This window comes from Neolewinella maritima (assembly GCF_923081025.1).
GTDB lineage: Bacteria > Bacteroidota > Bacteroidia > Chitinophagales > Saprospiraceae > Neolewinella > Neolewinella maritima.
Map to the genome: position 1 here is coordinate 344,648 of NZ_CAKLPZ010000004.1, position 24,465 is coordinate 369,112.

Annotated in this window: 21 protein-coding genes and 1 tRNA gene; 13 read left to right on the forward strand and 9 right to left on the reverse strand. The window is 60.4% G+C overall.

Features of this window, described 5'->3' with window-relative positions; genetic code table 11:
* Positions 1–112: 112 nt before the first annotated feature.
* Positions 113–1,195: a beta-ketoacyl-ACP synthase III gene (locus MJQ68_RS15620; protein ID WP_238752078.1), complete on the forward strand. Its 1,083-nt coding sequence runs from the start codon at positions 113–115 to the stop codon at positions 1,193–1,195.
* Between the two features lie 6 nt (positions 1,196–1,201).
* Here MJQ68_RS15620 and MJQ68_RS15625 read toward each other — a convergent pair whose 3' ends face one another.
* On the reverse strand, positions 1,202–2,509 hold the full coding sequence (locus MJQ68_RS15625) for a bifunctional folylpolyglutamate synthase/dihydrofolate synthase (RefSeq protein WP_238752079.1): 1,308 nt from the start codon (positions 2,507–2,509) through the stop codon (positions 1,202–1,204).
* Positions 2,510–2,528: 19 nt separating this feature from the next.
* Between MJQ68_RS15625 and MJQ68_RS15630 the strand changes: the two genes are divergently transcribed.
* The gene (locus tag MJQ68_RS15630) at positions 2,529–2,855 is read left to right on the forward strand and encodes a tetratricopeptide repeat protein (protein ID WP_238752080.1); all 327 of its coding nucleotides are present in this window, start codon (positions 2,529–2,531) and stop codon (positions 2,853–2,855) included.
* 6 nt (positions 2,856–2,861) lie between these two features.
* Here MJQ68_RS15630 and MJQ68_RS15635 read toward each other — a convergent pair whose 3' ends face one another.
* Genes MJQ68_RS15635 through MJQ68_RS15650 form a run of 4 tightly spaced genes read right to left on the reverse strand, consistent with a single transcriptional unit; the run spans position 2,862 to position 4,929 of the window.
* Positions 2,862–3,257, reverse strand: a complete 396-nt coding sequence (locus MJQ68_RS15635; RefSeq protein ID WP_238752081.1) for a hypothetical protein — start codon at positions 3,255–3,257, stop codon at positions 2,862–2,864.
* 13 nt (positions 3,258–3,270) lie between these two features.
* On the reverse strand, positions 3,271–3,816 hold the full coding sequence (locus tag MJQ68_RS15640; protein ID WP_238752082.1) for an RNA polymerase sigma factor: 546 nt from the start codon (positions 3,814–3,816) through the stop codon (positions 3,271–3,273).
* 22 nt (positions 3,817–3,838) lie between these two features.
* Complete coding sequence (lipB, locus tag MJQ68_RS15645) at positions 3,839–4,573, reverse strand: lipoyl(octanoyl) transferase LipB (protein WP_238752083.1); 735 nt, start codon at positions 4,571–4,573, stop codon at positions 3,839–3,841.
* Positions 4,574–4,581: 8 nt separating this feature from the next.
* Positions 4,582–4,929 (reverse strand): winged helix-turn-helix transcriptional regulator, encoded by a 348-nt coding sequence (locus tag MJQ68_RS15650; protein WP_238752084.1) that lies wholly within the window; start codon positions 4,927–4,929, stop codon positions 4,582–4,584.
* 119 nt (positions 4,930–5,048) lie between these two features.
* On the opposite strand from MJQ68_RS15650, the gene MJQ68_RS15655 reads away from it, so the two are divergent.
* On the forward strand, positions 5,049–5,873 hold the full coding sequence (locus MJQ68_RS15655) for a Rossmann-fold NAD(P)-binding domain-containing protein (protein ID WP_238752086.1): 825 nt from the start codon (positions 5,049–5,051) through the stop codon (positions 5,871–5,873).
* A gap of 18 nt (positions 5,874–5,891) precedes the next feature.
* Here the strand turns inward: MJQ68_RS15655 and MJQ68_RS15660 are convergent, their stop codons facing one another.
* Both MJQ68_RS15660 and proC read right to left on the reverse strand, forming a co-directional pair.
* Positions 5,892–6,884, reverse strand: a complete 993-nt coding sequence (locus MJQ68_RS15660; RefSeq protein WP_238752087.1) for an NAD(P)H-quinone oxidoreductase — start codon at positions 6,882–6,884, stop codon at positions 5,892–5,894.
* A gap of 3 nt (positions 6,885–6,887) precedes the next feature.
* On the reverse strand, positions 6,888–7,691 hold the full coding sequence (proC, locus tag MJQ68_RS15665; protein WP_238752088.1) for a pyrroline-5-carboxylate reductase: 804 nt from the start codon (positions 7,689–7,691) through the stop codon (positions 6,888–6,890).
* Between the two features lie 84 nt (positions 7,692–7,775).
* Here proC and MJQ68_RS15670 point away from each other — a divergent pair, with 84 nt between their 5' ends.
* The 3 genes from MJQ68_RS15670 to MJQ68_RS15680 all read left to right on the forward strand — a co-directional run bounded on the left by MJQ68_RS15670 (position 7,776) and on the right by MJQ68_RS15680 (position 12,522).
* The gene (locus tag MJQ68_RS15670) at positions 7,776–8,231 is read left to right on the forward strand and encodes a MarR family winged helix-turn-helix transcriptional regulator (RefSeq protein ID WP_238752089.1); all 456 of its coding nucleotides are present in this window, start codon (positions 7,776–7,778) and stop codon (positions 8,229–8,231) included.
* 125 nt (positions 8,232–8,356) lie between these two features.
* On the forward strand, positions 8,357–11,119 hold the full coding sequence (locus MJQ68_RS15675; protein WP_238752091.1) for a TonB-dependent receptor: 2,763 nt from the start codon (positions 8,357–8,359) through the stop codon (positions 11,117–11,119).
* Positions 11,120–11,280: 161 nt separating this feature from the next.
* Positions 11,281–12,522: an apiosidase-like domain-containing protein gene (locus MJQ68_RS15680; protein WP_238752092.1), complete on the forward strand. Its 1,242-nt coding sequence runs from the start codon at positions 11,281–11,283 to the stop codon at positions 12,520–12,522.
* Here the strand turns inward: MJQ68_RS15680 and MJQ68_RS15685 are convergent.
* Positions 12,512–13,570, reverse strand: coding sequence for a sugar phosphate isomerase/epimerase family protein (locus MJQ68_RS15685; RefSeq protein ID WP_238752093.1), 1,059 nt, complete (start codon positions 13,568–13,570; stop codon positions 12,512–12,514). The genes MJQ68_RS15680 and MJQ68_RS15685 overlap by 11 nt on opposite strands.
* Positions 13,571–13,720: 150 nt before the next feature.
* Between MJQ68_RS15685 and MJQ68_RS15690 the strand changes: the two genes are divergently transcribed.
* The gene (locus MJQ68_RS15690) at positions 13,721–14,242 is read left to right on the forward strand and encodes a DinB family protein (RefSeq protein WP_238752094.1); all 522 of its coding nucleotides are present in this window, start codon (positions 13,721–13,723) and stop codon (positions 14,240–14,242) included.
* Between the two features lie 51 nt (positions 14,243–14,293).
* Positions 14,294–15,829: a hypothetical protein gene (locus MJQ68_RS15695; RefSeq protein ID WP_238752095.1), complete on the forward strand. Its 1,536-nt coding sequence runs from the start codon at positions 14,294–14,296 to the stop codon at positions 15,827–15,829.
* On the opposite strand, the gene MJQ68_RS15700 is transcribed toward MJQ68_RS15695, so the two are convergent.
* Complete coding sequence (locus MJQ68_RS15700) at positions 15,783–17,168, reverse strand: TlpA disulfide reductase family protein (protein ID WP_238752096.1); 1,386 nt, start codon at positions 17,166–17,168, stop codon at positions 15,783–15,785. The two genes, MJQ68_RS15695 and MJQ68_RS15700, sit on opposite strands and share 47 nt — an antisense overlap.
* Before the next feature lie 87 nt (positions 17,169–17,255).
* Between MJQ68_RS15700 and MJQ68_RS15705 the strand changes: the two genes are divergently transcribed.
* The 5 genes from MJQ68_RS15705 to MJQ68_RS15725 all read left to right on the forward strand — a co-directional run bounded on the left by MJQ68_RS15705 (position 17,256) and on the right by MJQ68_RS15725 (position 24,463).
* Positions 17,256–17,327, forward strand: a tRNA-Arg gene (locus MJQ68_RS15705).
* A gap of 267 nt (positions 17,328–17,594) precedes the next feature.
* The gene (locus MJQ68_RS15710; protein ID WP_238752097.1) at positions 17,595–18,347 is read left to right on the forward strand and encodes a hypothetical protein; all 753 of its coding nucleotides are present in this window, start codon (positions 17,595–17,597) and stop codon (positions 18,345–18,347) included.
* Between the two features lie 42 nt (positions 18,348–18,389).
* A complete protein-coding gene (locus MJQ68_RS15715) occupies positions 18,390–19,568 on the forward strand; it encodes a hypothetical protein (RefSeq protein ID WP_238752098.1) in 1,179 nt (392 codons plus the stop codon).
* A gap of 66 nt (positions 19,569–19,634) precedes the next feature.
* Entirely contained in the window at positions 19,635–21,254 is a 1,620-nt protein-coding gene (locus MJQ68_RS15720) for a GMC oxidoreductase (protein WP_238752100.1), read from the forward strand.
* An 80-nt stretch (positions 21,255–21,334) separates the two neighbouring features.
* Positions 21,335–24,463, forward strand: coding sequence for a tetratricopeptide repeat protein (locus MJQ68_RS15725; protein WP_238752101.1), 3,129 nt, complete (start codon positions 21,335–21,337; stop codon positions 24,461–24,463).
* Positions 24,464–24,465: the final 2 nt, after the last annotated feature.

Consider the following 24,465-nt stretch of genomic DNA (forward strand, 5'->3'; position numbering starts at 1 on the left):
ATCCACCCGCGAAGCGGTCTAACGAGCCGAAGGCGATCCACCCGCGAAGCGGTCTAACGAGCGAAGCGATCTAATTCCTACCTTTACGCCTTTAGCGCTAAACCTCCGATACATGCCACACTCCACCATAACCGGTATAGGTCATTACGTACCCAAGAACATTGTCACGAACCAGGACCTGACCGAAGTAATGGAAACCAGTGATGCATGGATCCGCGAACGCACGGGTATCGAGGAGCGGCGCTACATTGATCGCACGAAGGAGACCACCACCACCCTAGCCGTAGAAGCCTCGCTGAAGGCCATCGCGGATGCGGGCATCGACAAGCAGGACATCGACTTCATCATCTTCGCTACCCTGAGCCCGGACTATTACTTCCCCGGCTCCGGCGTACTGCTGCAGCGGGAACTCGGGATCAGCGGTACCGAAATTGCCGCCCTCGATATTCGGGCGCAGTGCTCGGGCTTCATTTACGGACTCAGCACCGCCGATCAGTTCATCAAGTCGGGCATGTACAAGAAGATCCTGCTGGTGGGTGCCGAGGTGCACAGCGTGGGACTGGACTTCAGTACCCGGGGCCGCAACGTCAGCGTGATCTTTGGCGATGGCGCAGGTGCGGTGATCATCGAACCTACGGAGGATAAGGACGTCGCCGTGCTCTCAACCAAAATGCACAGCGACGGCACCTACGCCGAGAAACTAAGCTATATGTACCCCGGTGCCCACGGGGGCTACTTCCTGGAGAAGTACGCTATGGAAGGCTTCGGTGTGGATTACGATCTGGAGAATAACAAGTACGGTGGTGTATTCTGGAACCAGGATATGCTGGATAAAGCCCGTGTATTTCCCCACATGGAAGGACAGGCCGTCTTCAAGATGGCTGTGCGTAAGTTCCCCGAGGTGATCATGGAGACACTTACGGACGCCGGTCTAGGCATCGAGGACCTCGACATGCTCATCCCCCACCAGGCCAACCTGCGAATCAATCAGTTCGTCGCCAATACGATGGGCCTGCGGGACGACCAGGTGTACAACAACATCATGCGCTACGGCAACACCACGGCGGCCTCCATCCCCCTGGCGCTGTCCGAGGCGCGCGATGAGGGGAAGATCAAAAAGGGCGATCTGGTCACCCTGGCTTCCTTCGGCGCCGGCTTTACCTGGGCGGCGGCCGTGCTGCGCTGGGGTAAGTAAGCCGTGTTACAGCACCTCCGCCACGGTGAAGATGCTGCCCCCCACGAAGACAATATCCTTGCTTCCTGCTGCCCGTACCGCGGCCTGATAACCTTTCTGGACTGAACCATACACCTCGCCTATCAGCCGATACTCTGCTGCGGTAGCCGCCAGTTCGTCTGCCACCAGCCCCCGCAGTATATCCGCCTTAACGAAGTAGTAGCTGGCATTCGCCGGGAACAGCGGTAGGATATGGTGCAAGTCCTTGTCGCTAACTACGCCCAATACGAAGTGCTGATGCCCCTTGCGCAGTGCATTCTGCTCATTGAGTAGTGCGATGACCGGACCGAGGCCCTCTCCATTGTGCGCACTATCGGCAATAACCAGCGGACTGGAGCGCAGCACCTGCCAGCGGCCGATGTAGTAAGTCAGTTCGTGCAGGCTGCCCCAGGCCCGGCGTACGGCCCTGGGGTCGAGCGCGAGGTGACCGCCGCGGTCCAGCTCCAGTAGCGCGGCAATGGCCGTGCGGTGGTTTTCTGCCACGTAGGGCCCATCGACCGATACAGCAATAGGAAACTCCAGGGGGGGAATAGCCTCATCGGCAAAGAGGTGCTGCCGGGTGTAGTCATCCTCCCGCGTGTAATTGGCACGGATTCCGTACACCTGATCGGCGAAGGTGATGGATGCTCCCATAGCCTTGGCCTTCCTACGAAACACCGGCTCGGTTTCCGACTGGGTAAGCCCGATGACCACCGGCCGGTCGGCCTTGATAATACCAGCCTTTTCCTCCGCGATCAGGGGAAGCGTATCGCCCAGAAACTGCATGTGGTCGTAGCCGATGTTGGTGATGACGCTGAGTACCGGATCGACTACATTGGTGCTGTCGAGCCGGCCGCCGAGTCCCACCTCCAGGACTACCCACTGCACCTGCGACCGCGCAAAATGAACCAACGCCATAGCTACCGTGATCTCGAAGAAGCTGGGCTTGATCCGCTCGATCGCCAGCTGCATGCGCTGCACGAACGCAACCACCTCCTCCTCAGCGATGAAGGTGCCGTTGATCTTGATGCGCTCCCGAAAGTCCTTGTAGTGGGGGCTGGTGTAGAGCCCTACCCGGTGGCCGTGGGCCTGGAGAGCGGCTGCCAGCAGGTGACTTACCGTGCCCTTACCGTTCGTCCCTCCTACGTGGATAAAGCGAAGCTGTTGCTCCGGATGGTCCAGCTCATCGAGCAGCAGTTGGATGTTGGTCAGATCCTTCTTCATTGCGGTGTCGCCCTGCCGCTGGTACATGGGTAGGCGCGTGAAGAGGTAGTCCAGGGTGTCCGAGTAGTTCATAAGGTGATACCTTGGCGGTATGAGTAGAAAGGAGCAGATCGTGGCGATGCTGGAAAGTGCCCCAAAGGACGCGTTTTTGCGCTTTGCACTAGCCAAGGAGTGGGAGGGCGAGGGAAATGATGTAGCAGCCCTGCATATCTACCGCAGTCTGGTCAACGACCAGCCGGAGTACGTAGGTACCTACTACCACCTGGGCAAGACGCTGGAACGCATGGACCGGCCGCAGGAAGCCTGGACGGCCTACAGCAAGGGTATTGCGATCACCAAGAAACTAGGCGAACAGCACGCGATGCGCGAACTGGCCGGCGCGCGGATGGAGCTGGGGGATGAGGAAGACTTCGAATAAAGTGGCTTAAAGTCGGTACTTGGCCGCTACGGTGAGGCGTGCGGCAGACTCGCTGTGGGAGATCAGGTAGCCGTCCGTGCGCCCGTCCTGCAGGGGCCGGTAGGGCGCGATGCGGTTGGTGGGTAGCGCGGTACTGCCGAGCAGGGGGTCTTCTACGGACTGTGCGCGCTGCGCCAGGGGGTCGGGCACTTTAGGTTCGGGCAGCGCCAGCAGCACGGCATAGCCAGCTACGAGGAGTACGACCGCGGCGATCATCCAGGGGCGGATGCCAAGCATGCGGCCACGACGAGCGCGGCCGTCCAGACGCTGCTCGATGCGGTCCCAGTTGGCGGGATTGGGCCGGCGGCGCAGGCCCCGGGCGGTACGGCGGAACTGACGGTCGAAGGTATCGGGACTGGACATGGTGAGGGTAGGGTTAGCGGGCGGGGTAGCCCAGTTTTTCGAGTTGTTCGCGCAGACGCTTTTTGGCGAGAATGAGTTGTGACTTACTGGTGTTGATGCTGATCTGAAGGAGTTCGGCGATCTCCCGGTGCTTGTAGCCTTCGATCACGTAGAGGTTGAACACGGTACGGTAGCCGGTGGGAAGCCCGTCGAGCAGTTTGAGAATGTCCCGCTCGGCCAGTCGTTCGGCGGCCACGGCCGGGATCGAGTAGTGGCTGGGATTCACCTCCGTGAGCTCGGCGGCCTGCTTGAGTGCGTGTTTCTTGCGCAGTAACATCAGGGCTTCGTTCACTACGATGCGGCGGATCCAGCCCTCGAAGCTGCCCGCATCCTTGAAGGTGTCGATCTTGTCGAATACCCGAAAGAAGGCGGACACCAGCACGTCATCTACATCGGCTTCCCGGCGGCAGTAGCGGCGGGCCACCGCGCCCATCAGTGGAGCATACTGCGTGTAGACCGCGCGCTGGGCCCGTCGGTCATTCGCTCTGCAGCCGCTGATGAGTTCCTGCTCCGTGGTCAAAGGGGTTACTAATTAAGTACGGCTATAGGATGCCCGGGCGGTGGGTTTTGGTGGGCGTGAAGTCAAACACCTCCGCGAAGTGGTGCTCCATGCGGGGCAGCACCTCGTCCAGCTCCAGGGGCCGGCCCAGTTCTACGCTCATGCTGGTCACCGAACGGTCGGCATCGGCGATCCCGCAGGGCACGATGTGATTAAAGTGCGTCAGGTTGGGGCGTACGTTCAGCGCCAGTCCGTGCATAGTGGTCCAGCGGCTCAGGTGCACCCCGATGGCGCAGATCTTGCGGCGCGGCTGGCGGCGGGCCGGGTGGCCGGCCAGCCAGACGCCGGTGAAGCCCGCATCGCGCTCGCCCTGTAGCCCGAAGTCGGTGAGGGTGCGAATGACCACTTCCTCCAGGCTGCGTACATAGCGGTGCACGTCGTTGAAAAACTCATCGAGGTCGAAGATGGGATAGGCCACTAGTTGGCCCGGACCGTGGTAGGTGATGTCGCCGCCGCGGTTGATCTTTAAAAAGGTAAAGCCCTGCTCCCGCAGTTCCTCCGCGCTCAGTAGCAGGTGGTCTACGCTGCCTGATTTGCCCAGGGTGAAGACCGGCGGATGCTCTACGAAGAGCAAATGGTGGTACTGGGCCAGGCTGGGCTGGTTGCGACGGGCCAGCTTACGGTCGACGACCTCCTGGTGCAAGCGCTTCTGCAGATCCCAGGCCTGCTGGTAGTCGAGGTGGCCGAGATGGTGGTGGTGAACGCGGGGTATAGCCATCTGTATCGTTAGTGTTGGATGGAGCGTTCGCGGTGGACTGCCCCCCAGCTAGCCATGGCGGAGAGTAGGGGCTGCAGCGTTTGCCCATAGTCCGTGAGTCGGTATTCCACCCTGGGAGGTACTTCGGCATATACCCGGCGATCCACCAGTCCATCGGCCTGTAATTCCCGCAGCTGAGCCGTCAACATCTTCTGGGTGATCCCGGTGATCAGTCCGCGCAACTCTCCGAACCGCAGCACGTGATCTCGCTGAAGCACATACAGAATAGCCGGCTTCCACTTGCCTCCGATCACCTTAAGACTGGTGATAACGGGACAGTCACCGTGACTTATTTTAGTTTCTGTTGTATTTCTCATTGGCGTATCTCGCTGATTCACAGCGAAGGTATATAAAAAGTACGTACCCTACTTTTTGGTACCTACTTGCGAAAAGAAACTATTGCAGTCACCTTTGGGACTCACCAGTTCAACCCAGCATGCAGAAAATATTTGTCACCGGAGCAAACGGTACCGTAGGCCGTGAGGTAGTAGCCGCCCTGAAGAACCTATCGGACATCAGTGTGACTGCCGCCAGTCGGTCGTCCGCTACCCCCTTCGATTATGCGGACGCAACTACTTTTTCCGCGGCCGACGGCCACGATGCCGTGTTCCTCCTTGCCCCTCCCCTGGACCCCACGGCGCATCAGCTTGTAACCCCCTTCCTGGACTACCTGATCGCTCACGGAAATCCACGCATCACCTACCTCAGTGCGTATGGCATGCAAACGCTGCCCGCCCTCCCCGTGCATCAACTTCTAGAGGCCCGTCTGCACCAGCTGCAGTCCGCGCGTAGTGCCAGAATTACTATTCTGCGCCCCACCTTCTTTGCCAGCAATTTTGCGCAGTACGAACGCGACAACATCGAACAGCGAAACATGATCTTCAATCCCGCAGGTACGGGCGCTACGGCATTCGTCGATCCGAAAGACATCGGGCGGGTAGCAGCCCTCACCCTCACTGAGGATAAGCATGCAGGGCAGATGTATACCCTGACCGGGCCGCGGACCTATACGATGGAGCAGGTAGCCACCGTGTTATCCAGCCAGCTCAGCCGGCCGATCATCTATCCCGCGCCATCGGATGAGCAGTATCGTACCGCACTAGCGCAGGCGGGTGCCCCAGCCTTTGTGGCCGATTACATGATCGCCGTCTACGGGCTGATCCGCCAGAAGAAAGTAAACCACGTGAGCACCGACGTTGAACGCTTGACCGGGCAGCAGCCGACGGACCTGTCCGTGGTGATCCAGCGCGATTTTAGCTGATCTGAACCTGCCCCCTAGCTAAGGGTCTACGATACCGATGGTCATGACGATCTTACCTACATTAGCGTTACTGGCCATATAATCGTGCGCGCTGGCTACTTCCTCCCAGTCGTAGATCGTATCGACCACGGCGATGAGCGTACCATCGGCGAAGTGCGGCCAGATCCGCTCGCGGAAGTCGGCCGTCAGCCGCTGCCGGTAGGCATCCGTACGGCTGCGCATGGTCGTGCCGGTGAGTTGCACGCGCTTGCGTAGGAAGGGGGCCATGGTGAAGTCGGGTACCCGCGCGCCACCCAGGGCGGCCAGGCTCACAATGCGGGCGTCGGTGGCGCAGGCCTCGAGGTTCTTGTTCAGGTAGGGTCCACCCACGAAATCTAGGATAATGTCCACCCCCTTCCCCTCGGTAAAGTCCAGGGCAGCGGCTGCAAAGTCCTGACTCTTGTAGTCGATACACCGCGCCGCGCCCAGTTCGAATAGCCGCTCGTGCTTGTGCGCACTGGCGGTGACGATAGGAATGGCGCCGGCCAACTTCACCAACTGGATAGCGGCGGTGCCTACCCCACTGGCTCCCGCGTGGATCAGCACCGTCTCACCGGCTTGGATGCGTCCGATCCAGTGCAGGGCCTGGAAGGCTGTCAGAAAGGCCTCCGGGATGGCCGCCGCCTTAGTGAAGGACAGACGCTCGGGAAGTTTCAGCAGCATGCGGTGATCCACGGCGATCTGCTGGGCGTAGCCGCCACCGTTGACCAGGGCGCAGACGTTATCGCCTACCTCGAAGCCATTTGCTTCGGAGCCCACCTCCAGCACCGTACCGGCTACCTCCAGACCCAGGATGGGACTGGCACCCGGTGGCACGGGATACTTGCCCTCCCGCTGCAGCAGATCGGCGCGGTTGAGCGCCGTAGCGGCAATGTGCAACAGGACGGCCGCGGCCGCGGGTGCGGGGTCGGTGACGTCGGCCAGGTGCAGCTGTTGGGCATCACCGGGCTGGTCGAATACGATAGCTTTCATAGGTTAGTTTTTGCCGAGCTGGACGGCGCGTTCCAGCGCGGCATGGGCGCCCCGCTTGATGTCATCGAACACGCTAGTGGCCCGAAAGGTGTGCATCGCCGCCTCGGTGGTGCCCCCCTTACTGGATACCCGCTGGATCCACTCAGTGCAGGTCAGGTCGTTTTTCATCTGTAGTTCTACCGCCCCGCGGAAGGTCTGGGCCACGAGTAGCTCGGCCTGACTCTCATTAAAGCCCATTTCGGTAGCCGCTTCGATCATGGCCTGCATGAAGTACAGGACGTAGGCCGGTCCGCTACCGCTGATTGCGGTCGTGGCGTCGATGCTGTGCTCGTTATCTACGTAAATGGCCTTACCGGTGGTGTTGAGCAGGTTCTGTACCAGCACCAGCTCGATGCGGGTCACGGCGTCGCTGGCCGTGTAGCTGGTCATACCCAATCCGATCTGCGCCGGCAGGTTGGGCATGGCGCGAATCACCTTCTCTACACCCAGCCCCGCCTGGATGGATTGGATCGTCACCCCCGCCATGATCGACAGGTAGACCTGCTGTGGATCTGCGTAGGTCTGCAGACTAGCAAACAGCGCAGCGCTGTCCTGCGGCTTTACCGCCAGGATGATCAGATCGGCCACCGCCAGACAGGCCTCGGCGCCGGTATAGATCGTACCCAGCTCCTGTCCGCGCAGTTCGGCCGCCTTTTCTTCCTGCCGCTCGAGGATCATCAGGTCCTCCTGGTTGACCAGGTGAGCACGCAGCAGACTCCGGGCATACGTCTTTCCCATATTACCTCCGCCAATGACTAGTATCTTCATCGTCCGCTGTTTGGTCGCAAGGTAGCACGGACTTCAACCTTCGCGGGATCACCAATGTATTAAATGTGACTACACGAGACACTTATGCCTACGATTGAACAAGAGATCCAACAAACGAAATTCAGCTCTCCGGCACACCGGACGCAGCTCAATATTCTCTTTACCGCAGGCTGGATCAATCAGCAGACTACCAACGCGCTGCGCCCCTTCGGACTAAGCATTCAACAGTTCAATATTTTGCGCATCCTGCGGGGCCGCAACGGCAAACCGGCCACGGTAAAGCTGCTCACCGAGCGCATGCTGGATAAGATGAGCAACGCCAGCCGCCTGGTCGATAAGCTGAAGGAAAAGGGCTACGTCAAACGGCAAGAGTGCGAAACGGACCGCCGGCGGGTTGATATTGTGATCACCCCGGCAGGCCTGGATATTGTAGGACAGGCCAGTGAAGCCATGGAACGCGATGTTATCCAGCGCTTCAGCCGCCTGGAACCACATGAATTCGATCTGCTATCCGATTTACTGGACCGTCTGCGGGGCTAGTTCGGAATAGTAAAACGAGCGAATATGAGGGGACGCTAAAGGATTAAAGGTGCTGTTTTGTAACTAACAGTCTAGTACCTTTACTAGTGCGACGGTGTGTTACCATCCCCCCTTAATAGTGTGCCATGTATTTACGTCAAATCAGCCTGTTTCTGCTACTCTGTGTAGCCTCCCTATCCCTATCCGCCCAGCGCACCCTCACGGGTACCGTCAGTGACGATACTGGCGAGCCGCTACCCGGCGCCTACATTACGGTCAAGGGCTCCAGCCTCGGCACCACGACCGACATCGACGGGACCTACTCGATCTCCGTCCCCCAGGCCGCCAATACCATCGTATTTTCTTTTCTGGGCTTTGGTACGGTCGAAGTTCAGATCGGAGAAAGTGACCAGATCGACGCCATTCTCTCCGCCGGAACGGTGCTCGACGAGATCGTCCTGATCGGTTCCCGCTCTGCCGGCCGCACCAAACTGACCACCCCGGTACCGGTAGACATCGTAAACGTCACGGAGGTAGCCTCTGCTTCGGCCCAAACCAACGTTAACCAGCTGCTCAATTACGTAGCTCCGAGCTTCAGCTCCAATACGCAGACCATCTCCGACGGTACCGACCACATCGACCCCGCTTCGCTGCGCGGTCTGGGTCCGGATCAGGTGCTGGTCCTCATTAACGGCAAGCGGCGGCACAACACCTCGCTGGTCAACGTCAACGGCACCTTCGGGCGCGGTAACGTGGGTACGGACCTCAACTCCATCCCCGTAGCCGCCATCGACCGCATCGAGATCTTACGTGACGGCGCCTCGGCCCAGTACGGCTCCGATGCCATTGCCGGGGTAATCAATATCATCCTTAAGGAAACCGACGGCCTGCGCCTGAACGCCGAGACCGGCGCCTACCTCAGCTCCGAGATCCCCGACTACCAGGGCTCCACCGACGGCGAGTTTAGCCAGATCAGTGCCAACTACGGCATTAAGCTCAATGAAGAAGGCGGTATCCTCAACTTCACCGGGGTATTCGATGATCGCAACTTTACCAACCGCATGCAGGAGTTTACCGGTAACATCTTCAGTGGCTACAATAATCCGGACTACACCGGTGACCCCACCGACGACATCACCGAAGCAGAACTCACCCGTCGCGGCCTGGAGCGCAGCGACTTCAATATGCGCGTCGGCCAGTCCGCCCTACGCAACGGTGGCGTGATGTACAACTTCAAGCTGCCCGTCGCTGCCGCCACCGAAATCTACAGCTTCGGCGGACTGAACTACCGGCGCGGCAACGCCACCGGCTTCTACCGCCTACCGAATCAGAACCGTACCGTCACCGACATCTACCCCAACGGCTTTCTACCCGCCATCAACTCCAACATCAGCGACGCCAGCGTGGCCCTGGGTATCGTGAGCGTGTACAATAAGTGGGAAGTAGACTTCTCGAACGTCTACGGCCGCAACGGCTTCGGCTACCTGATCAACAATACGCTCAACGCCAGTCTGGGCTCGGCTAGCCCCACCTCTTTCGACGCCGGTGGCTTCAGTTTCGCGCAGAACACGTCTAACCTCGACATCCGCCGCTACTTCGACGATGCCCTCAGTGGACTCAACATCGCCTTCGGTGCCGAGTACCGACTGGAGAACTACCAGATCACGGCCGGTGAGGAAGGCAGCTATACGGACTACGGCGCGGCCAGTGAGTTCGTCACCCGCGGTGGGGATACCATTGTGATTCGCGACGGCAGCGGTCCCATCGCCACCGTATTCGATCCGCTGGGACGTAGCCGGCCCGGTGGCGCCCAGGTATTTCCCGGCTTTCGGCCCGACAACGAGGTCAACGCCTTTCGCAACAGCGTAGGTATCTATGGCGACGTCGAAGCCGACCTCACGGACAACTTCCTGGTAGGTGTCGCCGCACGCTTCGAGAACTACTCCGATTTCGGCTCTACCGTGAATGGTAAGCTGACTACCCGCATCAAGCTTAGCGACGACTGGACCCTCCGCGCCGGAGCCAGTACCGGTTTCCGGGCCCCCAGCCTGCACCAGCTGAACTTCAACTCCACCTCTACCCTCTTCGTCGACGGCGTACCCTTCGAGGTAGGCGTGTTCAGCAACGATAGCCGGCCCGCCCAGCTACTGGGCATCCCCCAGCTAAAGCAGGAGCGCAGCGTCAACTACAGCGGTGGATTTACCGGCCGCATCCCGAGCGCCAACCTGAGCATCACCATCGATGGCTACCTGATCGACATTAACGACCGGGTCGTACTCACCGGACAGTTCCAGGGTGGCGATGACAACGACCGCGACCGCGAGATCAGCCGGCTCCTGCAGCAGGCCAATGCCAACCGCGCCGCCTTCTTTGCCAACGCCATCGACAGCCGCACCCGCGGCATCGACCTGGTCGTGACCCACAACGCCCGCATCGGCAACAACAGCCTGCAGACCTCCCTGGCCGCCACCGTAGCCAAGACCAGCCTGCAGGAAGTCAACACCAGCTCCGTACTCGAGGGACTGGAAGACACCTACTTCGACCGCACCAGCCAGATCTTTTTGGAAAGCGCCGTACCCCGCACCAAGGCCAACCTGACCTTCAACTACGATCTGGACAAGTTCACCATCTTTCTGCGCAACGTCTACTTCGGCCCCGTCGATGAAGCTACCAATAGCCTCGACAACGACCAGGTGTTCGCCGGTAAGGTCATCACCGACCTCAGCTTCGGCTACAATATCAGCGAGCGGCTCGGCCTCACCATCGGTGCCAATAACCTACTCGACATCTACCCCGACCTGAACTCCCCCGCCAACCAGAGCGACGGCCGCTTCCTTTACAGCCGCCGCAGTCAGCAGTTCGGCTCCAACGGGCGGTACCTGTTCGCACGGGTACGGTTTAGCCTGTAGAGCAGTTGTCGGGTTGTTGCGTAATTGGTGACAACGCAATAACGCCCTGACACAATACCGCACTAATGCTCCTCTTCCTTCGTCTACTACTTTTCACCTGCGGCCCCGCCCTATTACTTAGCCAAACGCGGTTAGCCGTTAGCGACGAGGGTAGTCATATCGTGAATACCATAACCGGGCAGCCCTTCTTTTACCTGGGTGACACGGCCTGGGAACTACTGCACCGCACAGACGAGGAGGAGGCGCGGATGTACCTGACCGACCGGGCGAAGAAGGGCTTCAACGTCGTCCAGACCGTAGTACTGGCCGAGCTGGAGGGACTGACTGCGCCGAACAGCTACGGAGAGCTACCCCTGGTAGACCAGGATCCGACACAGTGGAATGAGGCTTACTTCACCTACGTCGATCGGGTAGCGGAGATGGCAGACAGCCTGGGCATCTTTCTGGGCTTGCTGCCTACCTGGGGGGACAAGTTCAACCAGAAGTGGGGGGTAGGCCCGGAAGTGTTCACACCAGAAAATGCGGAGACATACGGCCGCATGCTTGGAGAGCGCTACCGCGATCACAACGTCATTTGGATTCTGGGCGGTGATCGCAATCCGGAAAACGAGGAAGACTTTGCCATTATCCGCGCTATGGCCGCGGGGCTGGAAACAGCCGTGGGCAATCTCCAACTCCTGACCTACCACCCCCAGGGTGGCTACAAGTCGAGCGACTTTTTTGCCGAGGATGAGTGGGTAGACTTCCACATGTTCCAGAGCGGACACGGACGGCGGGATGACAAGCAGAATTACGACTTCCCGCGGGAGGTCAGGCAAGCGGTACCGGATAAGCCTGTCGTCAACGGAGAGCCGGCCTATGAAGACCACCCCGTCAACTGGCGGCCGGTCAACGGCTGGTTCGACGATTTCGACACCCGGCAGGCGGCCTACTGGAGTGTGCTGAGCGGCACGGCCGGTCATACCTTCGGCAACCACAACATCTGGCAGATGTGGCAACCCGGCCGCGCACCGATCAGTAGCGCACGCACCCCCTGGAAGGAGGCGGTCCACTACCCCGGGGTGGCGCAGATGGGACACCTACGGAAGCTGATGGAGAGTCTGCCCTACTATGACATGCACCCAGACTGGGACTTGCTCAACAACGCGCCTAATAGCAGTGGACGCGAGACTGTTGTGGCGCATACGGAGGACATGACTCACCTGCTGGCTTATACTCCGTATGGCGACGAGCTGCGGGTAGATGCGGACCAGCTACCCACCCCTGCTACTTACACTTGGTTCAACCCGCGATCGGGGGAACGCATCCCCTTTACGCCGGAGGAAGCTGGTAATGAACTGGTCCTCGACCCCCCGCTGGACCCGACCCGTGGCAACGACTGGGTACTGATCGTTAGCCGTTGAGGCCAAGAATGTCGCGGTTAGCCGCTGCATCAGTCCCCGCGTCCGCAAAGTCGTCGAAGGCCCGGTCCGTAACCTGGATGATGTGCTCGGCGATGAAGGGGGCTCCCTCGGCGGCACCCTGGTCGCTGCTCTTGATGGCGCACTCCCACTCGAGTACCGCCCAGCTGTCGTAGCCGTACTGGCTTAGCTTGGAGAAGATGCCCTTGAAGTCAACCTGTCCGTCGCCCAGGCTGCGGAAGCGTCCGGCGCGATCCGCCCAGCCCTGGTAGCCGCCGTAGACGCCCTGCTTGCCCGTGGGGTTAAACTCGGCATCCTTCACGTGGAAGGCACAGATGCGGTCGTGGTACAGGTCGATAAAGGACAGGTAGTCCAGCTGCTGCAGCACGAAGTGACTGGGGTCGTAGTTGATCTGCGCGCGGGGGTGGCCGTCGAGGTAGTCTACGAACATCTCAAAGCTGATACCGTCGTGCAGGTCCTCGCCGGGGTGCAGCTCGTAGCCTACGTCCACGCCCACCTCATCAAAGGCATCCAGGATCGGCTTCCACCGCTTGGCCAGCTCGGTGAAGGCCTGCTCGACCAGTCCGGCCGGACGCTGCGGCCAGGGGTACATGAACGGCCACAGCAGGGCACCGCTAAAACTGGGGTGCGCCGTCAGGCCCATATTGGCACTGGCCTTGGCGTTGTAGAGCATTTGCTGGGTCCCCCACTCCATCTTGGCCTTGCGGTTGTTCTGCGCTTCCTTGGGGGCGAACGCATTGTACATCGTATCGTAGGCGGGGTGCACGGCCACCATCTGCCCCTGCAGGTGGGAGGCCAATTCGGTGATCTCCAGTCCGTGCTCGGCCACGCGGCCCTTGATCTCATCGCAGTAGGTCTTACTATCGGCCGCTTTTTCCAGATCGATCAGGCGGCTATCCCAGGTGGGGATCTGCACGCCCTTATAGCCCAGGTCGGCCATGTACTTACAGATACCGTCTAGGCTGTTGAAGGGGGGCTCGTCACCCATAAATTGGGCAAGAAAAATGGCGGGGCCTTTGATCGTGGTCATCGTTGCTATTCGTTTAGAAAGGTGGGCGGGGCCGCCGGTGCGGAGTATGTAGCGGCTACCGCGGCTAACATAGGCAAAATTTAGGCTCTCCCCCATCGGACCCTCCGGAATGCCCCGGGCGCAGTTCACACACTGTACATTTGGCCCACTATGACCGTTACCGACCTCTCGTCCACTGAGTATGGTGAGTTTTACAGCAACTATATTCAGTTGGTGCCCCCCACCATCAGCCTACGTACCGCACTCGATGACAGTGGCGCCCTCCTGATCGACTACCTCAGCAATGTGCCCGACGAGCGGGTAGACTATGCCTACGCCCCCGGCAAGTGGACGATCAAGCAGTCGCTCCAGCACCTCATCGATAGCGAGCGGGTGTTCGCCTACCGGATACTGCGTCTGGGCCGCCGCGATGCGACGCCCCTGGCGGGCTTCGAACAGGACGCCTACGTCCTGCAAGCAAACCTCAGCAACCGGCCTTTCGAGCGGATGATCGAGGAGTTTCGGGGGATACGTAAGAGCACGATCGCGCTGGTGAGCGGACTCTCTGCGGAAGATCTACAGTTCAGCGGTATGGTGAGCGGTCACAGCATGTCCTGCCGGGCCATGGCCTTCATCATCTGCGGACACACCTACCACCACGACCTGCTTTACCGCGAACGCTACGCCCTCTAAGTACCGAAGCGCGTACCGCCGGCGTTACCCCTCCCACATCCCTCCCCTACATTGGTCCGCTACCTCCTCTGCCTGCTCATCACCTGTTCCGCCACCCTCCTTCGTGCCGACGATCTGAGCGGGCGCCTGCGGATGCTCTATCCCGGAGAGGACGCCGAAGCTACCCTCGAACGAGCGTACCTGGCCAAAAAACTAGATAACCTCTTCCTTCAGCTCAGCCACCATGATCGGGTAGAACGGGGTCCCGTACACAAGCAGGTTGAGCGCATTCAGGAACGCTTCGTCAGGGAATTACTACTGACGTATGACGCCCGGGCCGGCCTGACCGATGCCTTCCGCAGCGGCTCCTACAACGATGCCACCGCTACCCTGCTCTACGCCCTCACACTGGAGAAGTATAACATACCGTACGAGGCCCACGTCGACCACTGGGAAAGCTACCTTACCGTCGACCCCCAGGGTAAGCGGACGATCGCCCTGCACAGTCCCGGCACCCGCACCCACACCCCGGCCGCCGAACGCGGCTACCGCCGCGAGTACCTGTCGCTGCTGCGCACCGTCCACGAGGAAGACATCGCACAGCTTTCTCCGGCCGCCGCCGACCAGCTGTTCTACCGCTTCTACTACCGGCCTGCCCAACGGCTCAGCTTTCGGCAGTTGTCGGCCTACGCCCAGTTTCGCCGCGCCCAACACGCCTTCACCCGGGCCGACTATACCTCGGCCATCGCGGATCTGCACGCGGCCTGGCTGCTCGACGACCGCCAGGCCTTCCTGATGTACCGACGGGCGGTCGAGTTGCAGCAGAGCAGTCTGAGCGCGCCGGACGTGACCGGCTACGTAGACGATCTCTTCACTCGCTGGCGGGAAGACAGCACGAACCGCTACCTGCCCGCCGCCCTCCTGCGCCACTTCGACGACCGGCAGCAACTCCTACTGACCCAGGATCAGCCGGACAAGGCCCGTCACCTACTGACTACGTATTGCACCCGCGACGCGACAGCTAGTCCCGTACTTAGTCGGGACGGCCCCGCCCCGGCTACTGCCTGGTGTGATGAACTAAAGCAGCTACAGCACCTGCGCTTCCTGGCCCACTACCAGTCGCGTGGCGAGTACGTACAGGCGCTGCACCTGGCCGAGGCCCTGCTGGCCGAACAGCCCCAGGATGCCCAGCGGCAGGCCTACGTCGCAGAGTTGACGCTGGTGCATCTGCGGCAGACGACCGCGTCCCCGGAAGAATTAGTGACCCAGGCACGAGCAGCCGCGCTGCGCTACCCTTTTCTGCTGCAGCACGATCGCTACGCCGATATCGTTTTGCGACAGACGGCCCTGCGGGTCCGCGATCTGTTTGCGCAGGAGAATGTGGCTGCCGGACAGCTGGAGCTAGTGCACTTTCGGAAGCAGCTACGGGACATCCCGAACGGCTACGACCGGAAACTGTGGACGCTGACGGCCTTCGTGGCGGCCAGCAACTATTACTTCGCAGAGCGAGACTACGCCCCGGCCCGCGCCTACATCGAGGAGGCGCTGGGGCACGATCCGACTAACGACTTTCTCCTGCACCAGCAGGATCTGCTGCGTCGGTACTGATCAGGTCCTGCACCGAGCGGTCGAAGGAGGCCGCAAACTCGGCGTACTTGGACGTGGCCGGTCCGTTGAAGCCCGTATGGATGCGCGTGACCCGGTTGTCGCGGTCAACAAACAGCATGGTGGGGTAACTGATCACCTGGGTGAGCATGGGTAGGGCGCGGCCCGCCTCGTTTTTGTCGTTGCTGCCGGCCAGTAGCACGGGCCAGTCTACCCCCATATTCTCCTGGTAGCGGCGCACGGCGGCGCGGCTGCGGTCGTCATCGGCCCCGTAGCGCTCGAAGGCCAGGGCGACGACCTGTAGGTCCTTCGTGTCGTGATTAGCCAGGTAGTCCTGCAGGAAGTTGGTCTCGTCGCGGCAGTTGGGGCACCAGGTGCCGAACAACTGGATCAATTTAGGCCCCTCGATGTCCGCGAGGCGTACCGTATCGCCGTCGACGGTGGGAAAGGCGAAGGCTAGGGGGATGTCTTCGCGTAGCTGGGTCAGGTCGTCGGGACTAGTCAAATCCGCGGTGGCATCGGGGGTGGCGGTCCAGTCGGTGATGTAGTGCCGGCCACTACGGAAGGTGCCGGCCAGACTTCCATCCTCCCTGATCACTGCCTCGAACAGGAAAGCATGGCTGCCGTCGAACACACTCAGGTACAGCTTATCGAGTTGTACGGTGCCCTCCAGGTAGCGGTAGTCGCCGGTCTCGGTGCGGAAGGTGCCGGTGAGGTGGTTGCCGTCCTGCACGAACTCGGCCACGCCGGGATAGGGCTCTTCAGAAGCATCGCCGGCGAAGGTCACGGCCCAGGTACCGGTCACGTCGGCCGCCGGGTCCTTGCGCAGGGGGGTGAAGCGGTGGCCCTTACCGAAGTAGGCCTTGAAGGGGATACGGTAGTTGTCGCGGTAGTGCACCACCCATACCCCCTCGATCACGTTTTCCTCGTGGTAGGCGCTGATGTGGGTATCGTAGACCGGGAAGTCAATGCGAATGGTGTCGCGGCCCGCCTGCTGGTCGCGGCCAGCGCGAATGTCCTTGGCGGGTACCATGATCTCCTCCGCTCCATTATGGATGAGCAGGTGAAAGGCCGAGTCGTTTTCGTACACCACGTCGAAGGTGAAGGGCAGTTGCCCCTGCGTCACCTCATCGAACTCCATATTGACTTTTTCCGGGATCGGGGCACCCTTGGGGTTGGGTACGATGGGGTTGTACTCGAGTTCCAGCACGCCGCGGTAGGGCCCCGGCGGCAAAAACTGGTAGCGCTCCTGCACAAACACACAGGAGGCGGCCGTACCCAGCAGGATGAACAGGAGGGCGGTACACGCGGGTGCAAGGGAAGGTCGGGGGAAAGCGGGCATACGGAGGGGTTGGAGCAAATGACAACGCTTTTCTCCGGGGGTAGTTGGTGGAGTGCGCGGGGGGCTGTACTTTTGCGGTCGATTCCGGGTCTCGTAGTACAACGGATAGTATACAGGTTTCCGAAGCCTGCGATGATGGTTCGATTCCATCCGAGACCACTTTATACACGACGTGCGGCCTTCGGCCCGCTACTGTCGGCCGGATAATCCAGGGTTCATCACAATTATTTGTGGAAGTAACCTATCCATATTCCCTGCACTTATCCCATGTTTCAGCGTGTTTACCCCCGGGCTTAGTCGGAGGGGGAGCCAGTGAGAAAAAATTTATTGTAGGTACATTGAAATTGATTCAGTTACGACAGTACCTTGTGTCGCAATGCGTCACCGTACGCAGCGCTTCTCACTACTTGCTCTTCTAAACACGCTATGAACAACAGCTTTTTGCGGGGACTTTACGTCCTCAGCGCTGACCGGTTCCGCCGGTTGCGCACCGCCATTCTGGTCGGTACCCTCCTGACTGTGTCCTTACTCGCCCTGGCCATAGTTGGCAAAGTCGCGTTTGAGATTCCCTTTGAGGAACTCTTTCGTGATGCGCTTGTGGTGGCGGAGGCCCCGGAATATTACGGGGCTATGTCGCAGATCGGCCTCTTCCTTTGGTGGGTCACCATGGGTGCGCTCGGCGTACTCGTCGTGGTACAGGCACCCCGGCGCAGCCCGCTGCGTAAGCTCGTCCCCCCCGCCCTGGCGGCTACCCTGATCCTGGCCATCGACGATGCATTCATGCTGCACGAAGCCTACCCTACACTGGGCTTTGGTATCCCTTCAACTATCGCAGTTTATGGCGGAGCCATTGGGGTGTATTTGCTTAAGCACTGGGTTCTGATCCTGCGATCTCCCTTCCCACTGCTGCTGTTAAGTCTCGCTTTCTTGGGATCTTCCATGGCCTTCGATGAAATTCCCAAGCGGGAGCTGCTGTTACCGAAGGAGGCCGTCTTCTTCATTGAAGACGGACTTAAACTTGCCGGTATCGTCTTCTGGTCTGCGTACCACCTCCTGCTGAGTCGTGATGTGCTGTATCAGGAAACGTTCTCTGCCCGCATGCGCCAGATCGATCGAAGCAATCCGGGCCGCAGGCCAGTACGCATGCCACGGGCTAGGTCCGTTCGCCGCGCAGTTTAAGCCTGGCGGGATACCTTCGCGGCAGACCCCCTCACCTGCTGCATGCCACTCACTGGCCTACTCGTACCCCTGCTGTTCAGCCTGGCCTTCTTGCTGCCGGCCTGGTGGTTGTATCGCAGGGACCGCCGCTTGCTTAGCCTGGCACCTGCGTTCACCGCCCTCGTACTGGCGGGTACTACAGTGGCAATCTATGTGGCAGACGTCAACAAAGTACAGGCCCGTTACGACCTCGATCTGCTGCTCACTGAGCTAGCTAAGCGGGATCTCTACACTACGACCGAACTGCGGGATGAGCGGGAGACGCTCTTCCTGTTTTCCTCCGCCAGTCAGGCGCTGTACCGGGGGCGCGACTACGCACCGGAACGGGTGGGGGCTATCGACTCCGTGCTGCAGGCCATGGCCGCCTGGACCATCCGCGCCAGCAACCTGCCGCAGTGGCACGCCGGCACGGATTGGGACCGCTCGGTCTTCTTCCTGGCCCACGCCGGGGCGGTACTGGGGCATTACCAACTGGCGACCAACGACGAACGGTACGCACCCTACTTCCGGCGCATCGGCGACTACCTGGGGCAACGGATGATGCGGGGCCACTACAAGCACCTGGGCAGCAGCGGGGACGAAAACCTGCTGCGGCCTGCGGATAATGCGGCGGCTATCTACGTGCTCACCCTCTTCGACGCGTACTACGGGGAGCAGTACGCGGGACGCACCCGGCAGGAGTGGACGGCCTACATCAAAAAGGAACTGTACTACGCGGAAAGCCGGCTGCCGTGCGCGGCCTTTAACGAGACCAACCGCTGCAGTATCGAACCCAGCGCGGCGGCTACCGGACTGTACATCAGCTACCGGGCGGCAGCGGCACCGGCGGAGGTGCGCGACGACATTCCGTACCGGGAGTGGCTGCACTACTTTAAGCGGTTTAGCGGGAGTCCGTTCGGGCTGTCGATCCGCCCCAATATGCGGAGTGGTGTGGAGGCGCGGCTGTGCAATGCGGGGCTGTCTCCCCTGGACTGTGGTCACTTTGAGGACGCTATCGGACTCTGGGCGGCGGCGGAGTACGGGGGGGGCTATACCTACTTCCGGCTGTTTTCCGGACCGGTCTTCGAGCGCTGGTTCGGGGGCATACCGGACTTTGCCGCGCTGCGACCGGCGCGCCGGGTGAGGGCCCTCACGGTGGTGGCGCTACGCTGCATCGGAGAAGGGACCCAGCGGGGAGCGTGAACCAATAGGGGGGAATGGTCTTACCTATTCGACCCCGACCGGTCGTACCCCAAACAGCTGAATATTATGCCTAACGATTTCGACGTCATCATCATCGGTTCCGGTGCCGGTGGCGGTACTATTGCCTATACCCTGGCCGATACCGGTAAGAAGATACTGATCCTGGAGCAAGGCTCCTTCCTACCCCGCGAAAAGCGCAATTGGGACCCTGAATTTATTTTCGGCAAGGATGGCTACAAGGCGGACGTCACCTGGGAAGGGCCGGACGGGGAGGACATCCGCCCCATCGTCTACCACCGCGTGGGTGGCAACACCAAAATGTACGGGGCCCTGCTGCACCGGCAGCGGCCGGAGGACTTTGAGGACCAGCAGCACCGCGGCGGACTGAGTCCCGGCTGGCCTGTGAGCTACGATGAGTTTGAGCCCTACTATATGATGGCCGAGCACGTGATGAAGATCCACGGCAACCGGGGGGAGGACCCTTCGGCCGGCTGGTCGAGCGGACCGTTCCCCTTCAAGGCCTTCCCCCACGAGCCCCGCATTCAGGAGGTGGCTGATAACCTGGCCAAGCTGGGCCTGCACCCCCACCACTCCAACTTGGCGCTCAACCGCGATATCGACGAGCCATACCGGCGGCCCTGCATCGCCTGCAATACCTGCGACCCCTTTCCGTGTATGCTGCATGCGAAGTCGGACGCCGAGACCGCCCTCGTACGGCCGGCCCTGGCGCACGACAACGTGACCCTCTGGACCGGCGCCCGGGTGGATACCCTGATCGAGGAAGGGGGTAAGATCACCCGCATCGAGGGTACGCTGAACGGCGAGCCGATGAGCCTGAGTGCGGACCTGGTAGTAGTCTCCTGCGGTGCGATCAATACCGCTGCCCTGCTGCTGCGCTCGCGGGTAGCCAACTCCTCGGACCAGGTGGGGCGCAACTTCACCAAGCACAACCAGAGTGGCATCTCGGCCATGGACTACAGTAAGCCCAATGAGACCGCCTTTCAAAAAACGCTGGGCGTACACGACTTCTACAACGGCGGACCGGGCATGCCCTACCCCCTGGGCACCGTACAGCTCACGGGTAAAGCGCACTGGACGCGTATCATGGGCGACTACGCCGATCAGAATATCGACGAAAAGCGGGCACGGGAAGTGCAGAAGTACGCCGTTGATTTCTGGTTCACCAGCGAAGACCTACCGGACAAGCACAATCGCATCGAGTGGACGGACAAGGGCATCAAATTTAACTACCGGCCCAATAACCGGGAGAGCCACTTTGAATTCCTGGACTTTTTTCAGGACAACTACCTCCGCCCCCAGGGCTTCACCGACTTCATGCGCTCGACCAAGGGACTGGAGTTCACCTGGCATCAGGCGGGCACCGCACAATTCGGTACCGATCCGAAAACGAGCGTGCTGGACCTGAACTGTAAGGCCTGGGACGTAGACAATCTCTACGTGGTAGATGCCAGTTTTCAGCCTAGTCAGGGCGCTACCAACCCTACGCTGACCGTAGTGGCTAATGCCATTCGTGTGGGGGAACACCTGCGTAAGGAGTGGTTCAGCGAGAGCGGCGTGAATCTGGACGACTACCCCCTCTCCGACGGCTATATGGCCGATAGTGCCGGAGCTACGATCGACGACACTACCTACACGGCAGGCGACGACGAAAGTTGGGGGGCATAAGCGAGGGCAAACACCAAAATGGATGGTCAGGCGTTATTGCCCGGCGGGCTATCTTTGCCGCCCCTTTAGACGCTGCCACTATGACATTCACCCGCTTTCTCCTGCCCGGCCTCTGTTTTATGGTGTCCCTGACCGTTTCGGCCCAGGCAACTACCGTGTACACCGAAGCCTGGCGCACCTTTAAGGAAGCCGAGGACCACCGGCAGAAGAACGTCCTCGAAAAAGCCCAGCGGGAATACGCCGAGGTAGTGGATATGCTACTACCGGTACACCAGCCGGAAGCCGAACTGCTCCGTATGCAGGCCGAGCTCAATGTAGCCAAACTGGCCGTGCGACTGGGAAAGAGCGACGGCGAAAAACTGATCCTGGACTTCGTGCGTCGCTATCAGCCCGATCCCATCGCCAATACGGCCCTGCTCGAGATCGCCAAGTACTACTTCGACCAGAACGAACTGGACAAGGCCATCGAGTACTACTTACTGGTGCCACGGGACATGATGAGTGGCAGTGAGCAGGCGGAGGTCAATTTCCGCCTGGGCTACGCCTACTTCGTACAGAAGGATTTCGATGAGGCCAAGCGCTACTTCCAGTTCAGCAAGAACACCCAGGGCGAGTACTACTACCCCACCAACTACTACCTGGGTATCATCCAGTTTTTCGAGGGCAACTACGACGTTGCGCTCGAGCAATTTGAGATCGCCGAGAAGGACGCACAGTACAAGGCCTACATCCCCTACTACATCACGCAGATCTACTTCGCCCAGCGGCGCTTCGAGGAGCTGATCGCCTATGCTGCCCCCCGGGTGGAGTCGGGCGGATCGAGCCTGAAGAACCGCAAGGAAATGGAGCAGCTGCTGGGGCAGGCGTACTTCGAGCAGGCCAACTACGCCGCCGCCCTGCCGCTGCTCGAAAGCTATGCGAAGGGTAACCGGAAGATGCGGGAGGAAGAGCTGTTCCAACTAGGCTTTGCCCGCTACCAGATGAAGGACTATCCGCTGGCTGCCGAGGCCTTCCGTGACGTGAGCGGTCAGGCCACGGCCGTAGGACAGAGTGCCAACTTCTACCTCGGTGATATCGCGCTGCGACAGGGCGATGGGGTCGGCGCACGCACCGCCTTTGCGGCGGCCAGCCGGCAAAACTTCGATCCCGAAGTACAGCAGGAAGCCCTGTTTACCTACGCCAAACTAAGCTACGAGCTAGGCTATCCCGCCGATGCCATTACGGCGATCCAGCAGCTACCGGCAGACTCCAAATTCTACGGGCAGGGACAACAACTGCTAGGGGACGTATTCACCACGACCCAGGACTACCAACGCGCACTCGATATTCTGGAGGGCATGACCGACCGCTCGCCCCAGCTCGACGAAGCCTACCAACGGGCGGCCTTTCTGCGCGGACAGGAACTACTCGGACAGGGTGACCTGGTCCAGAGCAAAGCACTGTTGGAGAAAAGTCTGCAGCGGCCCGTAAATGCCTCTTACCGGGCCCAGGCCCTCTACTGGCTGGCTGACCTGGCCAACCGTAGCGGAGACTATGCCGGTTCGATCAAACTGACTGATCAGTTTCTTTCGCTAGCCAAAACGCTGCAGGGGCTTCCCGCTCAGTCCTCCGTCTACACCGGTAACTACCTTCAAGGCTACAACTACCTAAAGCAGGACAACTACGCCGCCGCCCTGACCTATTTCACTAACACGGTGGAGGGCATAGAGCGTAACCTCTCCTACATCAGCGACACCGACGTGCGCGAGCGGGTACTGGGTGATGCAGTGCTGCGGGCCGGTGATGCCTACTTCAGCCGCAACCAGTACGATCTGGCTGCCCGCTACTACGACAATGCCATTCAGCGCAAGACCGTAGGCTTCGTGTACGCCCTGTACCAAAAGGCCCTCATCGAGGGGCTACGCGGCCGCAGCGCGGAGAAGCTGCTGGCCCTGGAACAACTCGTGCAGAACTACCCCAACAGCCAGTTTGCCGATGATGCGCTGTATCAACTGGCACTCACCTATCAGGAGCTGAACCGTCCACAGCAGGCCCTGGATCCCCTGCGCAAGATCATCAGCCAGTATAAGGTAAACTCCCCGCTGGTCAATCAGAGCCTGCTGCAACTGGGTCTGATCAGCTACAACCTCGGCAACAGCGAGTCGGCCATCAACTACTACAAACAGGTCTTTACCTCCAACCCCAGCCCCGGGGAGGCTACCCGCGCCCGGGACGCCCTACGTGAGATCTACGTGGACGACATGGGTCGGGCCGATCTGTTCTTTCAGTTCTTCGAAACCCTGCCGGGTCAGGAGATCACGACCGACGCCCGCGACAGCATTAGCTTCCGTGCGGCAGTAAGCCAGTACGAGAACGGCAACTACGAGCGAGCGGTAACGGGTCTGACCGAATACCTGCGGCAGTACCCCCAGAGCCCCAACACCCTACCCGGTGTATTCTACCGGGGGGACAGCTACGTCGCCCTGCGCCGCTACAATGATGCCCTACCCGACTACGAGGCGGTGATCAACGCCGGACCGAGTCGCTTCTACCTGCCGGCCCTCAAGAAGGCTAGCGTGATCGCCTACAACAGCGTGCAGGATTTTCAGCGCTCGTACCGGCTGTACACCCTACTGGAGGCTGCTGCGGACAATGAGACCGTCCGCTTCGATGCACAGGTGGGGGCCCTACAGTCTGCCTACCGCCTCAACGATGCCCGCGGCACGGAAGACTACGCCGCCAAGGTGGCCGGTAATGCCAATGCGACCGCCGCCCAGCGCACGGTGGCCAACTTCTACCTCGGCAAGATTGCCTACGACCGCCAGGACCTGGTGCGCGCCCTACCCTACTTCGATCAGGTCATTGCCAACAGCGACGACGAGCGCACCGCCGAGGCCCGCTACCTGCGCGCCAGTGCGGTGTACCAGCAGGGTAACCTCGACCGCGCCCAGCAACTGGCCCTGGAAGCTAACCGCGAGAGTTCCGGCTACCCCTTCTGGGTAGCGAAGACGGTAATTCTGCTGTCGGATGTGCTACGGGACAAGAAGGACCTCTACAACGCCCGGGCCGCCCTGGAAGCCCTACTGGAGAACTACTCCGAAGACACTACCCTGGTCGCCGAAGCGCGTGAGAAACTCGCCCGCGTAGAAGCCGAAATTCAGGCCGGCAGTCGCCTGAACACTCAACCTACCAACCCCACCCGCCTCGAGCTGGACAACAGTGGAAACTAACC